The sequence below is a fragment of the Gelidibacter salicanalis genome, assembly GCF_016469035.1.
GTDB lineage: Bacteria > Bacteroidota > Bacteroidia > Flavobacteriales > Flavobacteriaceae > Gelidibacter > Gelidibacter salicanalis_A.
The window spans coordinates 1-15,134 of record NZ_JAEHJZ010000040.1; the positions used below are offsets into that span (position 1 = coordinate 1).

Below are 15,134 nucleotides of genomic sequence, written 5' to 3' on the forward strand. Positions count from 1 at the left end.
TTAGATAGGCTGAATAGTTACCTAAATTTAATGAAGTTATAAAAAAAATAACGGAAGATAACCCGATGAATTATGACCAGAGCCAAGGACATAAATTTTACGAATATAAATTAATGAATTTCTTGGTAGAGGCAGCGTTAGGTATGACTTCAAAATCTGTATGGTCGGGTAAATATGATATTGTCGGCGGTATAATTATAGTGAAACCAAATTCAGAAGTACTTTGCTATCATTTGATTGACTTTAACAAGTTTAAACAATACTTAAAGAACTCCGCTAAGCTGGATAATCCTTCAGGTACTAAAATGGGTTATGGTGAAGTTTATTCTGAAGGAGGAGATTCATTCATAAAATTAAACTTTCAAGTAAAGGCGTAATTATCTAAGAACCTTAAAATATATATAATGAGGATAGATCTCAATATTTACTTCTTTATCAATTGTATTTTACATTTAAAATAGTAATGTTTGTACATCCACTGCAACCAAATCTTTGTCTTAATTCTATAAGCGCAGCGGTCTTAATTCTAAATCCTAATGCGCCTCCAGCCAATCCGCACCAACACCCAAGTCCACATCCAATGGTACGGTCATCGTATACGCATTTTCCATTTCCGTCTTCACCATGGTTTTGATGGCTTCTAATTCAGGTTTATAGACATCAAACACCAACTCATCATGTACTTGAAGCAGCATTTTGGTTTTGTAATCGCCTTCTTTTAATTTGTTATGGATGTTGATCATCGCGACTTTAATAATGTCGGCAGCACTACCTTGAATAGGTGCGTTTACGGCATTACGTTCCGCTGCACCTCTCACCACGGCGTTGCGAGAATTGATATCCTTTAAATAACGGCGACGCCCTAAAACGGTTTGTACATAGCCGTTATCTCTGGCAAAATCTATTTGCTCACCAATATAGCGACGGAGTTTTGGGTAGGTTTCGTAATAGGTGTCAATCAAGTCTTTGGCCTCACTACGGGATAAATCGGTTTGATTGCTCAACCCAAAGGCGGAAACCCCATAAATAATCCCGAAATTGACCGTTTTGGCATTGCTACGTTGCTCGCGCGTCACTTCCTCCAACGGTACGCCAAAAACTTTTGAGGCGGTAGATGCGTGAATGTCCTCGCCGTTGTTAAAGGCGGTAATCATGGTTTCCTCTTCGCTTAAGGCGGCAATAATGCGCAATTCAATTTGCGAATAATCGGCCGCTAACAGGGTGTAATTTTCATCCCGTGGTACAAAGGCTTTCCGCACTTGGCGTCCGCGTTCCGTACGGATCGGGATGTTTTGAAGGTTAGGGTTGTTACTGCTCAAACGTCCGGTAGCCGCAACGGTTTGCATATAATCCGTATGCACGCGTCCTGTTGTTGGCTCCACCTGGTTAGGCAGGGCATCTACATAGGTGCTTTTCAGTTTTGCCAAGCCCCGGTAGTCTAAAATATGCTGAATAATATCGTGGTCTTTGGCCAAATAAGATAAAATCTCTTCGCCCGTGGCGTATTGCCCAGTTTTGGTTTTTTTAGGCTTGTCCACCAATTTGAGCTTGTCAAATAGAATATCGCCCAATTGTTTCGGGGAGGCAATATTAAACTCTTCGCCGGCTTCCGTAAAAATTTGGGTCTGTAAGGTGTTGATGTCATTGTCCAATTTTTCGGATAGGGAATTCAAAAAATCTTTATCCAAATTGATGCCTTCCAATTCCATATCGGCAAGCACGCGCAAGAGCGGAATTTCAATCTCATCAAATAATTTTTGGGTGTTGGCTTCGCCCAATTCCTTTTCAAAATGCTCTTTAAGCTGTAAGGTGATGTCCGCATCTTCTACCGCATATTCCGTTTGTTGGTCTAGAGGCACATCGCGCATCGATTTTTGATTCTTGCCTTTTTTGCCAATCAGCGCTTCTATAGAAATAGGGGTGTAGTTCAAATATGTTTCCGCTAAAACATCCATATTATGACGCATATCCGGATTGATCAGATAATGGGCCAACATCGTATCAAACAATTTGCCCTTTACCTGAATGTTGTATTTGTGAAGTACTTTAATGTCGTATTTTAAATTCTGTCCCACTTTTTCAATGGTTTCCGCTTCAAAAAACGGGCGCAATTGTTCGATCAGTTCTTGGGCTTCAGCTTGATCTTCTGGAAACGGTAGATAAAATCCTTTGCCCACTTCCCACGAAAAAGCAATGCCTACCAACTCGGCCGTAATCGGATCAAGCCCCGTAGTTTCGGTATCAAAACACACGCTTGCTTGTTTCATCAAATTTTGAATGAACAATTTCGTAGCCATCCCCGTTGCCACGCTTTGGTAAAAGTGAGAGGCTGAGGCGGACGTATGCCGTGTATAAGCGTCTGTAGTAGGGGCTTGATTATCAGCATCGCCACCAAATAAGGAGAACTGACCCAGCCCAGCAGCGGCTGATGTTTTTGCCGTGATAGTTGCGGCAGTAGGTACTTTGTTATTCTCTGTGCCACCGTTATTAGCACCGGGTGCAAAGGTTTTGAGGAAATTATCCGTGAGACGTCTGAATTCCAATTCCTGAAAAATATTAGTCACGGCTTCTACATCTGGCTCTGACATTTCAAAATCGGTCTCGCAAAAGGTCACCGGTACATCCAACATGATAGTGGCCAAAGTTTTGGAGAGTAAGCCCAATTCTTTATTGGCCTCAATGTTTTCTTTCATTTTACCTTTTAGCTCATGGGTATTGGCCAAAAGGTTTTCCATACTGCCGTACTGCTTGATGAATTTTTTGGCGGTTTTTTCACCCACGCCTGGTAAGCCAGGAATATTATCAGAAGAGTCGCCCATCATTCCTAAGAAATCGATGACCTGCAATGGACTTTCGACCTCAAATTTTTTCTTTACCTCTTCAATGCCCCAAGTTTCATAACCGCCACCAAACGATTTTGGTCGGTACATAAATGTGTTTTCAGTTACCAATTGGGCAAAATCCTTATCTGGCGTTACCATATAGGTTTTGTAGCCTTGGGCTTCGGCTTGGCGTGATAAGGTGCCAATCACATCATCGGCTTCAAAACCATCTTTGACCATGATAGGAATGTGCATGGCTTCCAGAATGCGGCAAATATGTGGGATGGCCGTGCGGATGCCTTCTGGAGTTTCGTCTCTATTCGCTTTATAGGCTTCATACATTTCTACCCTGTCGGCACTGCCATTTTTATCAAAACATACCGCCAAATGGTCCGGGCGCTCTCTTTTGATCACATCCAATAAAGAGTTCATAAACCCCATAATGGCGGAGGTGTCTTCTCCTTTTGAATTGATTCTGGGGTTCTTTATAAAAGCGTAATACCCTCTAAAAATTAAGGCGTAAGCATCGACTAAGAAGAGGCGTTTTTGTTCTGACATCATAAAAATGGATTGAATTTTGGTATTCCTCGTGTGGCGTCGTGAGTTGTTTTGAATCGTTTTGAACGCTTTAACAATGTTCTCGACACCACCCAAAAGGACAGCACGCAAATTACAAAACTTATGCATCGAATCGAAATTAATTGAAATGCAATTTGTATTTTAACGGCATAAGGTAGTATACGTGATCAACGCTATTAAAGAGACCGTTTGAATTGTTTAGGCGACACTGGAACAGCTATTATGGTATGACCAGATTGGTTATCTACTAAGCGACAGACAATGTCTCTTGGCCACAAGTTGAAATGGATAAGGTGGCCCGTGCGATAAGAAGTAGAACTTTCTTACGACTATATCATCCTATTAGAAATAAACACTACATCGATGCATGAAAATCATCGTTTAAATAACTATTAGCGCTAAAAATGAGGTTAACTAGCACTCATGCAATACCATAACAATACATAAAAGCGGCTCTCAGGCCAGTAAAAACATAACTCTTACATGGAAGAATTACAGAGCAATCCCTTTTATGGGGTTTTCAATCGACAAAAAGCAAATCAGTTTAAAAAAGGAAATACCACCTATAAAGAACGTCTTAAAAAATTGGATGCTCTTAAAACCGCTTTAGAAGTTGATTACAAACAACAAATTCGGGAGGCCCTATATGCCGATTTCAAAAAACCGTTCTTGGAAACTGATCTCACAGAAATTTATCCGGTATTGACCGAAATTAAATTCGCCAAAAGCAATCTTAAATCTTGGATGAAAGACCAAAAGGTCGATACGCCCTTAGCCTTACTGGGTGCCTCTTCTTATATAGTCTTTGAACCTAAAGGCGTCTGTTTGATTATTTCGCCATGGAATTTCCCGATTAACTTGACCTTTGGTCCATTGGTGTCGGCTATTGCTGCTGGAAACACGGTGATGATTAAACCGTCTGAAATGACACCAAACGCCTCCAAAGTGATGGCTGAGATTGTCAGCGCCTTATATGAAGAAGATGAAGTAGCGCTTTTTGAAGGCGAAGTTGAGGTCTCAGAAGACTTATTGAAGTTACCGTTTAACCATATCTTTTTTACAGGCTCTCCACAAGTGGGTAAAATAGTGATGAAGGCCGCCTCAAAACATTTGACCTCCGTAACGTTGGAGTTGGGAGGGAAGTCGCCCACCATTATTGATGACTCTGCAAATTTGGAAAAGGCCGTGGAGAAAATCATTTTTGGGAAGTTTACCAATGCAGGACAAACCTGTATTGCTCCAGATTATGTATTGTTGCAGGCCAATCTTAAAGAGAAATTTACGACGCTCTTTAAGTCGAAGATTAAGGAGTTCTATACGGATCAAGTTGAGCTCTCCGACTCCTATTCCCGTATTGTCAATAAAAAGCATTTTGAGCGCTTGACCTCCTATATTGACGAAGCAAAGCAGAACGGCAGTGCCATTGTGTCTGGGGGAACCTCTAACGTGAGCGATCATTTTATTGAACCGACGTTGGTATTTGATGCGCCAGAAAATTCAAAATTGATGCAGGATGAGATTTTTGGCCCCATTCTTCCGGTGAAAACCTTTACAACGTTGCAGGAACCGGTGGATTATATCAATTCTAAAGAGAAACCTTTAGCACTTTATATTTACAGTAAATCTGACAAAAATATTGATTTTATTATGAACCATACACGCGCAGGAAGTGGCTGTATCAATCATAATTTGTTACAGTTTTTGAATCATAATCTGCCATTTGGAGGGAGCAATAATAGCGGCTTGGGAAAATCGCACGGATTTTTTGGTTTTGAAGCCTTCTCCAATAGACGTTCCATGATGAAACAACACACAATGGGCGCCACTGATTTATTGATGCCGCCTTATACTAATTTTAAACAGAAATTGATTGATTTGACGCTGAAGTGGTTCTAAATAAAGTTGGCAGTGGGCAGTTTTTAGTTAGCAGTTTTTAGAATTTCGTGTGTTGGTTGATGAGAAAATGTTAGTAAGGATGGCCGATGCAATCAGATTAGGATGCTGAGGTTGCAGATTAGAGGAGAGTGTATAAATTCCCAATTCCTAATTTTTTGTGGTCTGTAAACTATCCACAACAGGGGTCGATTTAATACTAATCTCATCCACAAAAATCCAGCTATTACCCTTGTCCTTAGCGCCGGGGTGCCATTTAGGAAGTTTGTCCAGCTTTTTGGCGATGACTTTAATATGGGTGGCGGTTTTGTCTTTTAAATCAAATGTTACTGTTTTAATGTTGACGTCTTCGGATCTTTTGCTGGCATTTAAGTTTTGCTTGCCAATAAATTGAAAGGTTTGACCATCAGTAGAAGTGTAACAAAATACTTCCGAGGGGTAGAATATCCAAGAGCGTTGGTCCTGCAACACATTGAGAGAGACTTTTTGGAGGTGATGTGCTTCGCCTAAATTAACAATTGCTATCACGTCTTCACCTTCATAACCTTGCCATAAGCCCGTTCTGTGGTCTTTAGTGCCCTTAATTCCGTCAATTAAAGCATTAGGGCCACCAGCACTGTAGGCATCAGCATAGTTGGTTTGCAACGTGAGGGTTCTATTAGGGTCCAATTTGAAAAACTTAGTGGCTATTGTTTTGCTCTTTTCACCATCTTTCTCTGCATAGATTTTTAAAGTAGACGCCTCAGAAATGATAAACGGCTGTTCGTATTTGCTGTACACCGAATCGTTGAGCGTATAAAAAATATCGGTTTCCAATTGCGCAGTTCCTAAGGTGACTTCGGTTTGCTCTTTAAAGGAAATATCACCGGTTGCGATAAAGGGCACAGAAACAATTTTAAAATCTGTGATGGCTGTTGTAGGTGCTTCGTCGTCGTCCGTCGCCCAATCAGAAGGGGCATCGGTCATAAAGAATTCCAAAATACCTCCAGATAAAATATCTTTTGAAGTAATATAACTTTCGTGCAGTCTATTGCCGTTCAATCGGACATAATCTATGTATTTATTGGCGTCAGAAAGATCAAAGGCTTTAATGGTAAAGTTTTTTCCGTTTTCTAGATTGATGGTAGCTTTATCAAATAACGGGGTTCCGATGATATAAGCGTCAGCACCTGGCGTAACCGGATAAAAGCCCATGGCTGAAAACACATACCACGCGCTCATTTGTCCGCAGTCTTCATTTCCCGCAATACCATCAGGCTCATTTTTATAGAGCGTCGTTAAAATTTGGTGGACTTTTTCCTGTGTTTTATAAGGCTTGTTTACAAAATTGTAAAGGTAGGCCATGTGATGACTCGGTTCATTGCCGTGCGCATACTGACCAATAAGTCCGGTAATATCTACCATGTCGCGTCCCGTAGTTTTACTATCGGCCGTAAAGAGTGTGTCCAATTGGGCTTCCAAAATTTCCTTTCCGCCCATTAACTCTATAAGGCCAGAAATGTCTTGGGGCACGTAAAAACTGTATTGCCAGGCATTGGCTTCAGTATAATTGTAATTAACCTCAGAGGGATCAAAAGGTGTTACCCAAGTGTTTTTGAAGCGGCCTCTCATAAACTTGGTTTCCGGATCAAACACGTTTTTGTAGTGTTGGGCGCGCTTTATATAGGTTTCGTAATCATCTTCTTTGTCCAAGGCCTGCGCCATTTTGGCAATGGTCCAATCGTCATAGGCATATTCTAAGGTTTTAGACACTGACTCACTTTCTTCCTCTACCGGAATAAATCCAAGGTCTTTATACGATTTTAAACCTAAATGATTTTTGTTGGCGGAATGGGTCATGGCCTTAAATGCTCTTTCAGCATCAAAGCCTTTGATCCCTTTTAAATAGGCGTCTGCAATTACGGGAACGGCGTGGTATCCAATCATGGTACCGGTATAATTGGCACTCAAATCCCACATGGGTAAGATGCCGCCCTCGTCGTATTTGGCGAGGAGCGTATTGACAAAATCGCTGGTGCGCTTCCGTTCAATAAGTGTGTATAACGGATGTGCTGCTCTGTAGGTGTCCCACAGCGAAAACACTGTATAATATTTAAAATCTTTGGTGGTATGAATTTTTTGGTCCATACCTCTATAGCGCCCATCAACATCTTGATAAATGTTAGGTGCGAGCATGGTGTGGTACAAAGCGGTATAAAAATTGGTTTTATAGTTTTGATTATCACTTTCAATCACTATTTTTTCCAATTGCTTTTCCCAAGTACCCTGGGCGATCTCCTTAACCTGGTCAAAAGATTTGTCTCCAATTTCAGTTTCTAAATTTTTCTTGGCACCTTCTTCATCAACCGCACTGATTCCAATTTTTACGTAAATGGGTTCATTTTTAGGATTGTCAAATTGAAAAACCGCCTTTCTATTGTTCAGGTTTTGTTTTCTAGCAATTAAATCGACCGACAAGGGATGCGAAAATTTGATATAATAGAATAATTTTTGATTGGCTGCCCAAGATTTGGAATGGCGGAACCCCGTGATTTCCGTTCTGGAAGTCTGTTTGATTTTTGAAGCCAAAAGTTGATCGCGGTGCTCCAAATCCAACACGATGATTTGGTTTTTAGAAGTCGGAAATTGGTATTTATGGATGCCGCTGCGCTCAGAAACGGTGAGTTCTACATCAATATTGCTGTCTTCCAAATGCACTTTGTAGTACCCTGGTTCTGCTTTTTCTTTATCGTGGGAAAATTTTGAACGGTAGCCTTTTTTACCGTTGCTGCCGTTGTTGAACACGACTTCAGTGGTAGGCATCAGCAACACATCTGCATAATCACTTATGCCGGTGCCGCTCAGATGCGTATGGGTAAATCCATAAATATAAGTGTCGCTATAATGATAGCCAGAAGCGCCATCCCAACCCTCAAGACGGGTATCAGGACTCAATTGCATCATTCCAAAAGGCATGGTCGCGCCCGGATAGGTATGCCCATGACCGCCGGTGCCAATAAACGGATTGACCAATGACACTAAAGATTTATCTTTTTTGGCGGGCGTTGTTTTAGGATGGTCAGAGCAGCCTACAAGTAGTAATAGCGCCGTAATAGCTATAAAAAAATACTTCATTAGTAAGAGATTGGTATTGCAGCGGAAATATACTAAATCTTAAGGGACGGTTAAATTTAATCGCAACATTTTAATAACAGTTTAATTCATTTATCTTTGATGAAAATTGCTTTTATGTTGCGATGGGTCCTTTTTACCATATTCTATATTCTTATCTCGCTATATGGATTTCAAGCCATTAGGACACTCACAAAAGGTATTTGGGTACATTATATGTTTATTGGCATTGCCGTAATCATTGCGGGAAACCTGATTCTTCAGTTTAGTACGGGGGTTGGAGGTCGCGTGCTGTCGCCTTCAAAAAGTTACGCCTTCGGATTTATTTTAGCCTTTATGCTCTTTAACTTGGTCTTGATTGTCTTTCTTTTAGGTGAGGATATTGTGCGACTGTTTTCAGGCGTGTACTCCAAATTATTCGGTGCTAACAACAGCTTTCACATGCCATCAAGACGTAAGTTTGTCAGCGGTATTGCGCTTGGCGTAGCCGCAGTACCATTTGCCTCGATGCTGTATGGCATGTATAAGGGGAAGTACAATTATAAGGTGATTAAACACACCTTGCATTTTGCGGATTTACCGGACGCTTTTGATGGTTACCGCATCACCCATATCAGCGACATCCATTCTGGCAGTTTTGACAACCGTTCAGAAATTGAACATGCGGTACATATGGTCCAGGAACAAAAGAGTGATGCCATTATGTTTACTGGAGATCTTGTCAATAATAAAAGCTCAGAGATGTTGCCCTGGAAAGAGCTGTTTGCTGAATTAAAGGCCGATGATGGCGTGTATTCTGTATTAGGCAATCATGATTATGGCGATTATATTGATTGGGACTCTACGGCTGAGAAAAAGCAAAATCTGGAGGAGTTGATCCAGCTTCAAAAAGAAATGGGATACGACCTGCTACTGAATGAAAATCGATTTATTGAACGCAACGGGCAAAGAATTGCCTTGGTGGGGTGTGAGAATTGGGGGAAAGGTGGCTTTAAGAAATCTGGAGATTTAAAGAAAGCTTCAGAAGGGGTAAAGCCTGACGATTTTAAAATATTGATGACACATGATCCGAGCCATTGGGATGAAGTGGTTATCAGTGATGCATATCATTACCATTTAACCTTAAGCGGACATACGCACGGCATGCAATTTGGCATCGAAATTCCTGGGTGGATCAAATGGAGTCCTATAAAATACCGTTACAAACATTGGGCGGGGATTTATAAGGAAATGGGTCAGTATATTAATGTAAACAGAGGTTTTGGATACTTAGGATTTCCGGGAAGGGTAGGGATTTGGCCAGAAATAACCGTCATTGAGCTTAAAAAAGCATCAAAAAATCTCAGTACTTAAAGCTAAGATTCACCCATAGTAAGCTATTTACGGATGTTTTAGGATAATAAAAAAAAAATAGGTAGGTTTGTGTGGTAACACATTTGATTTAAACATTAAAATGTATGTCAAAATTTGGAGAACTTATAGATGTTGATATTCCTGTTTTGTTGGATTTCTTTACAGAATGGAACGAACAATCTACTGCAATGCATCCTGTGCTAAGAGATGTAGCTGCTGCACTTGGAGACAAGGCAAAAGTGATCAAAATAGATGTTGATAAAAATAAGGATTTGGCTGAAGCACTTCGTGTTAAAGCTCTACCTACACTTATCATCTACAAAAGTGGTGAAATGAAATGGCGGCATAGTGGAGCGCAGGACGCCAATACACTGATTAATATCCTTCAGGAATATATCTAGAATTCTATACTCTTAAACTGATACCCTTGTTGGCTAAAATGCGCTAAGGTTTCTGTTAAGGCATACTTCATACGTGGTGCTGCTTTAGCACTGTCATGGAATACCACAATGCTTCCAGGACCAGCGTTGGAGATCACATTTTTAGCGCAGGCTTCTTTTGATACAGCCGTTTTCCAATCGAAAGCCAAAATATCCCACATGATTATTTTATAACCTAAGGCTTGCAATCGCTTGCCTTGACTGGGCTTGATTTGGCCGTAAGGCGGTCTGAAGAGATTGCTGACCCGCCCGAACGTGCCTTTTCGGTACGGGAGGGTTGTTGACCCGCCCGAACGTGCCCTTTCGACACGGGTGGGTTGTTGACCCGCCCGAACGTGCCTTTCCGGTACGGGCGGGTTGTTGGTGTGCGCTCTCCAAACTCCGCACTTCGCACTCATAACTTGTTCCGTTTTCAAAACTTCAGCCACATAAGCCTCAGTACCCGTACGCCAACCATACGGATGGTTATAGGTGTGGTTGCCAGTAACATGACCCTCTTTTAAGATATCTTGAAAGATTTCAGGGTGTTGTTCTACATTGTTGCCAATGCAGAAAAAGGTAGCTTTTGCATTGTAAGACTTTAAGAGATCAAGCGTCCAATTGGTTATTTCTGGAGTGGGACCATCATCAAAGGTCAGGTAGATTACCATTTGATCTTCCGGCATATTCCATATGTATTTTGGGAATATGCCTTTGATCAATTTTGGTGTTTTTACAGGAATGAGGTTCACAAACAATTAGTCAATTTGTAAGAGTGTGTCAATAGTATCCCTAGTCAAATCGCGTTCTTCTCTTGGCGCTTGTCTTGGTTCTTCTCCCATAAAGTGCTTGAACAATTGCAGGTAGTTGTTAAACTTCTCAGTTTCTTCCATTGCAAACTCTTTATCTTTATAAAACACCAGAATGTCTACCAAGCTTCTGTAGCGCTCAATATCTGTGACAATTTCATCCAAATAACGCGTTTGGTTTTCTATGCTAAGTCCGCTGTAGTAGGTTAAACTTTCTTGGTATTTTTTACTGACATCTTTATAGACTTTTCTGCCTTTTTCAACTTTACCAATTTCATAATAGCCACTAATATAAGGTTCTAACAAGGTGTAAAAACCAAAATAATCCACGGGCATTTGGGTCATGGCCAAATCTGCTATGTGTTCAGCTTTTTCTGGTTTGTCTTCATTGATGAGCTGCTCTACCAATCGTGCTAAATTACCTCTATAGGTAATGGAGTTTTTACGGGTTTCGACATCATGATAAATGTTAGGATCATTGCTGTTGCCCCAGTCCCATGCCATCACTTGCTTGTACATCGCTTCACTGTCTACGCGGCCCATATCAAATGGATTTGCTCTGTCTACCGGTGTTTTAATTGGCACGAGTTTATAACAAAGACCATCTAATTGTAGATAATCTTTCATCCAAATATAATCATCATCGCCAAAACTGCCTCCTGTAAAATAGATTGGACGTTCCCAATTGTTGTTGGCAATAATATCCAACATCAACAGTCGGTTTTTATAAAGTGCACCGCCTTTAATTTCGATTACGATGTCTTCTACAATTTTATCGGCATCTTTCTCTTTTACAATCTCATGCTCCAACACAGAGGCTTTATCAACAGGAATCCTGACAAATTTTGTAGGGTAGTAATTGGAGTTCAACATATTTGAAGGATACCCACTAGTGTCTCTATTTTCTTGCTCTAAGGCGTATTTGAGTTTTGTTCGCGGATTATCACTACTTACAAAATCCATAAAATCTTTAATGTCTAAGGTATCATTTGTGATTTCCTTTTCAACGATATAATCGCGCGTACCATACCGGTATTGTGCATGGGTGAGCTGTGACGGAATAGGGTCGCTGCTATACGCTTTACGTTTCATTTGATCAATGTACCAATCTGTTTGGAATAAACTTGTGTTGATTACCCTGACATCTCTACGGATGCCTTCAATTTCTTGGGCATACCACAATGGAAAGGTGTCATTATCGCCAATGGTAAATAGAATGGCGTTGGGTGCACAAGATTCTAGGTACTTGACGGCCATGGCATGTGCGGTCTTTTTGCCGGAACGGTCATGGTCATCCCAATTATTGGCGGCTAGAATTCCTGGAACTAAAACTAAACAAGCCAACGTAATGGCATGCGGTAGGAATTTTGATGCGGTATATTTTCTAAGAGCATCAAAAATAGCATAGACCCCAAAGCCGATCCAAATGGCAAACACGTAGAAAGATCCTACAACCGAATAGTCGCGTTCCCGTGGTTCAAACGGACGGACGTTAGTGTAAAACTGAATGGCCAGTCCCGTCATCAGGAAAAACACCAATAAGGTCCAAAATAGCTTCTTATCTCTTCCAATCAAAAACAAGAACCCAACCAGGCCTAAAAGTAGCGGGAGGAAGTAATAGGTGTTTCGCGCTTTGTTATTTTTAACATCACTCGGTAAATTGTCCTGGGACATGTTAAGGTGCCACGCATCGATAGGATTGATTCCACTGATCCAGTTGCCATTTAAATCGTCATATTTTCCTTGAATATCATTTTGGCGGCCTACAAAATTCCACATAAAATAACGCCAGTACATATAACCAAACTGGTATTCTATCATATAGCCAATGTTTTGGACCAACGATGGTTTTTCAATATTTAAATACTGTCCAAATTGTTTAAGGAATTTATGATAACCACTGTAGTCAACGTTTCCTTCTCTAACATTTTGTTTAAAATCGGCCACAATTTTTCGGACCTGATCTTCCATTTGATATTCTGGCTTGATGTTAAAATCCAACAATCCAGTAAACATCATATAATTTTCTGCGTTCTCGCCACTCCACATCCTTGGTAAAATGGCGGCATGTTCAGAGTTGAAATTTTGTTTTGAGTTTTTATAATCGTTTACGATAACATATTTACCGGCAGCTTCATCCTTTTCATAATTAGGCTTGTCATCAATATAGGGTTCATTTTCATCAAGACCTGTATACTGTTCTGTAAAGAGAGGCCCGTAAAACAAATGTGTTTCAGGGTACTGTTCAAGATTGTAATAGGCTAAAAGTTCTCGTGCATTTGACGGATCATTTTCGTTAACCGTTACTTTAGCGTTGGCTCTAATGGGTAGCATTAACCAACAAGAGAACCCGATAAAAATAAATAGCAGGCACAATACGAGCGTATTGGCCACGTGTTTGTGGTGGTCTCTGGTATATTTTAATCCGAAATAGAAGGCAGCCACCACAATTATAAAGGCGATGATAGTACCTGAATTAAAAGGCATGCCGAGACTGTTGACGAAAAAGATCTCTGATGCACTAAATATTTTCAGGGCATTAGGAAGTAGCAGTTTAAAGATGAACAATAATATGGCTGCAGAAACTACGTTAGCCACGATAAAATTGGTGACCGTTATAGTTTTGTAATTTTTAAAGTAGTAAATCAATCCAATGGCGGGAATGGTCAAAAGACCCATAAAATGCACTCCAAATGATAAACCAATCACAAAAGCAATCAGAATGAGCCAACGGTTGCCACGCGGCTTGTCCATGTCTTGTTCCCAGCGTAGCGCAAGCCAAAACATAACCGCCATAATTAAAGTGGCCATGGCGTATACTTCCGTTTCAACGGCATTAAACCAAAAAGAATCCGTAAATGTAAAGGCTAAACTTCCTACGAGTCCGCTACCAAGAATGGCTACCTGTTTTGAAGTTGTAAATTCTTCATCGGTTTTAACAAGTTTTTTGAGGAGTAGGGTGATGGTCCAAAACATGAATAAAATCGTGAAGGCACTGGCCGCACCACTCATCATATTCAGCATGGCACCAATTTGGGAAGGCTCAAGGGCAAACATTGAAAAGAAGGCACCAAGCATTTGGAATAATGGTGCTCCTGGAGGATGTCCTACTTGAAGCTTTGCGGAAGTCAGTATATATTCTCCAGCATCCCAAAAACTAACGGTTGGTTCAATGGTAAGTGCATAAACAATAAATGCAACGGCAAAGACGAACCAACCTAAAATGGTATTCCATTTTTTAAAGCTGAAATGATTCATAGATATTTTGTTGAAAATGAGTGGCGAATTTAAGAATAATAATACAAGAGGAGAAAGTTTTTAAGTAAACGTTAAGTATTTCTAAAATGTTTTGGATAAAATTTCTGGGCTTTGACGCTGATAAAGAAGGATAAGTGGAGAAAGTGTGTTTTTATTTGTGTTTTTTACATTAAAATGTTTGCGCAAATAAAACTTTGTAGTAAATTTGCACCTTCCTTGCCGGCAGGCAGGTCCTCAATTAGAGATTGGCCTATGGTGTAACTGGCAACACGCCTGGTTTTGGTCCAGGAGAGTCTAGGTTCGAGCCCTAGTAGGCCAACAAGAATTGAAATCCCGATTTAGAAATAAGTCGGGATTTTTTGTTTTTATAGTTTTGGGGAGAGAATAGGGAGAAGAGAGAAGAGAAAAGAGAATAAAAGAGAAGAGAAAAGAGACTTGTTAGTTATGCTCGGGTCCTGGTTCTTGATTCTTCTGTCCCACTATTAAATGTAAAAACAGACTCAAATCCACCAATGAAGCAGCCTCAAATCTAACAGCGCAGCGGTCTTGGTTCCTCTGAAATACTAAGTGAATTGCAGACAGTAAGGAGAAGAGAATAGAGAGATGAGAATAGAGAAAAGATTTTTGTTAGGGGTTAAGTTTGAGTTAGGAGTTAGGTTCGGGTCTTAATTCTTCATGATTGCAGTAATGTAATACAGTCTCGCTACTCACAGGAAAAAGAGTCAAATCCAACAATGAAGCAGCCTCAAGTCTAACAGCGTAGCGGTCTTGGTTCTAAAAACTTAACGGTCTCCCTTCTAGCACCAATACAGACTAAAATCTAACAATGAAGCAGATTCAAATCTAACAGCGCAGCGGTCTCTATTCTCTATTCTGACAGCGTAGCGGTC

General features: G+C 40.6%; 7 protein-coding genes, 1 tRNA gene and 1 pseudogene. 5 read left to right on the top strand and 4 right to left on the bottom strand.

Annotation, left to right across the window (positions count from 1 at the left end):
- Positions 1–35 precede the first annotated feature (35 nt).
- Positions 36–377, top strand: a pseudogene (locus JEM65_RS16260) (HpaII family restriction endonuclease); the annotation flags it as partial.
- A gap of 156 nt (positions 378–533) precedes the next feature.
- Here the strand turns inward: JEM65_RS16260 and polA are convergent.
- Positions 534–3,380, bottom strand: coding sequence for a DNA polymerase I (polA, locus tag JEM65_RS16265; RefSeq protein WP_199601959.1), 2,847 nt, complete (start codon positions 3,378–3,380; stop codon positions 534–536).
- Between the two features lie 504 nt (positions 3,381–3,884).
- Here polA and JEM65_RS16270 point away from each other — a divergent pair.
- Positions 3,885–5,297: an aldehyde dehydrogenase family protein gene (locus JEM65_RS16270; protein WP_199601787.1), complete on the top strand. Its 1,413-nt coding sequence runs from the start codon at positions 3,885–3,887 to the stop codon at positions 5,295–5,297.
- A gap of 147 nt (positions 5,298–5,444) precedes the next feature.
- Here the strand turns inward: JEM65_RS16270 and JEM65_RS16275 are convergent, their stop codons facing one another.
- A complete protein-coding gene (locus tag JEM65_RS16275; RefSeq protein ID WP_199601790.1) occupies positions 5,445–8,408 on the bottom strand; it encodes a GH92 family glycosyl hydrolase in 2,964 nt (987 codons plus the stop codon).
- A 114-nt stretch (positions 8,409–8,522) separates the two neighbouring features.
- Between JEM65_RS16275 and JEM65_RS16280 the strand changes: the two genes are divergently transcribed.
- Both JEM65_RS16280 and JEM65_RS16285 read left to right on the top strand, forming a co-directional pair.
- A complete protein-coding gene (locus JEM65_RS16280) occupies positions 8,523–9,758 on the top strand; it encodes a metallophosphoesterase (protein WP_199601961.1) in 1,236 nt (411 codons plus the stop codon).
- A gap of 104 nt (positions 9,759–9,862) precedes the next feature.
- Entirely contained in the window at positions 9,863–10,159 is a 297-nt protein-coding gene (locus JEM65_RS16285) for a thioredoxin family protein (RefSeq protein ID WP_199601792.1), read from the top strand.
- On the opposite strand, the gene JEM65_RS16290 is transcribed toward JEM65_RS16285, so the two are convergent.
- Together JEM65_RS16290 and JEM65_RS16295 are read right to left on the bottom strand one after the other, a co-directional pair.
- Positions 10,156–10,929 (bottom strand): polysaccharide deacetylase family protein, encoded by a 774-nt coding sequence (locus JEM65_RS16290; RefSeq protein ID WP_307810564.1) that lies wholly within the window; start codon positions 10,927–10,929, stop codon positions 10,156–10,158. The two genes, JEM65_RS16285 and JEM65_RS16290, sit on opposite strands and share 4 nt — an antisense overlap.
- 6 nt (positions 10,930–10,935) lie before the next feature.
- Positions 10,936–14,244, bottom strand: coding sequence for a glycosyltransferase family 117 protein (locus JEM65_RS16295; protein WP_199601794.1), 3,309 nt, complete (start codon positions 14,242–14,244; stop codon positions 10,936–10,938).
- 246 nt (positions 14,245–14,490) lie between these two features.
- Between JEM65_RS16295 and JEM65_RS16300 the strand changes: the two genes are divergently transcribed.
- Positions 14,491–14,563, top strand: a tRNA-Gln gene (locus tag JEM65_RS16300).
- Positions 14,564–15,134 lie beyond the last annotated feature (571 nt).

Excerpts from the sequence above, each read along its gene's own strand:
- polA (WP_199601959.1), bottom strand. The coding sequence starts at position 3,380 with ATGTCAGAACAAAAACGCCTCTTCTTAGTCGATGCTTACGCCTTAATT.
- JEM65_RS16270 (WP_199601787.1), top strand. The coding sequence starts at position 3,885 with ATGGAAGAATTACAGAGCAATCCCTTTTATGGGGTTTTCAATCGACAA.
- JEM65_RS16275 (WP_199601790.1), bottom strand. The coding sequence starts at position 8,408 with ATGAAGTATTTTTTTATAGCTATTACGGCGCTATTACTACTTGTAGGC.
- JEM65_RS16280 (WP_199601961.1), top strand. The coding sequence starts at position 8,523 with ATGTTGCGATGGGTCCTTTTTACCATATTCTATATTCTTATCTCGCTA.
- JEM65_RS16285 (WP_199601792.1), top strand. The coding sequence starts at position 9,863 with ATGTCAAAATTTGGAGAACTTATAGATGTTGATATTCCTGTTTTGTTG.
- JEM65_RS16295 (WP_199601794.1), bottom strand. The coding sequence starts at position 14,244 with ATGAATCATTTCAGCTTTAAAAAATGGAATACCATTTTAGGTTGGTTC.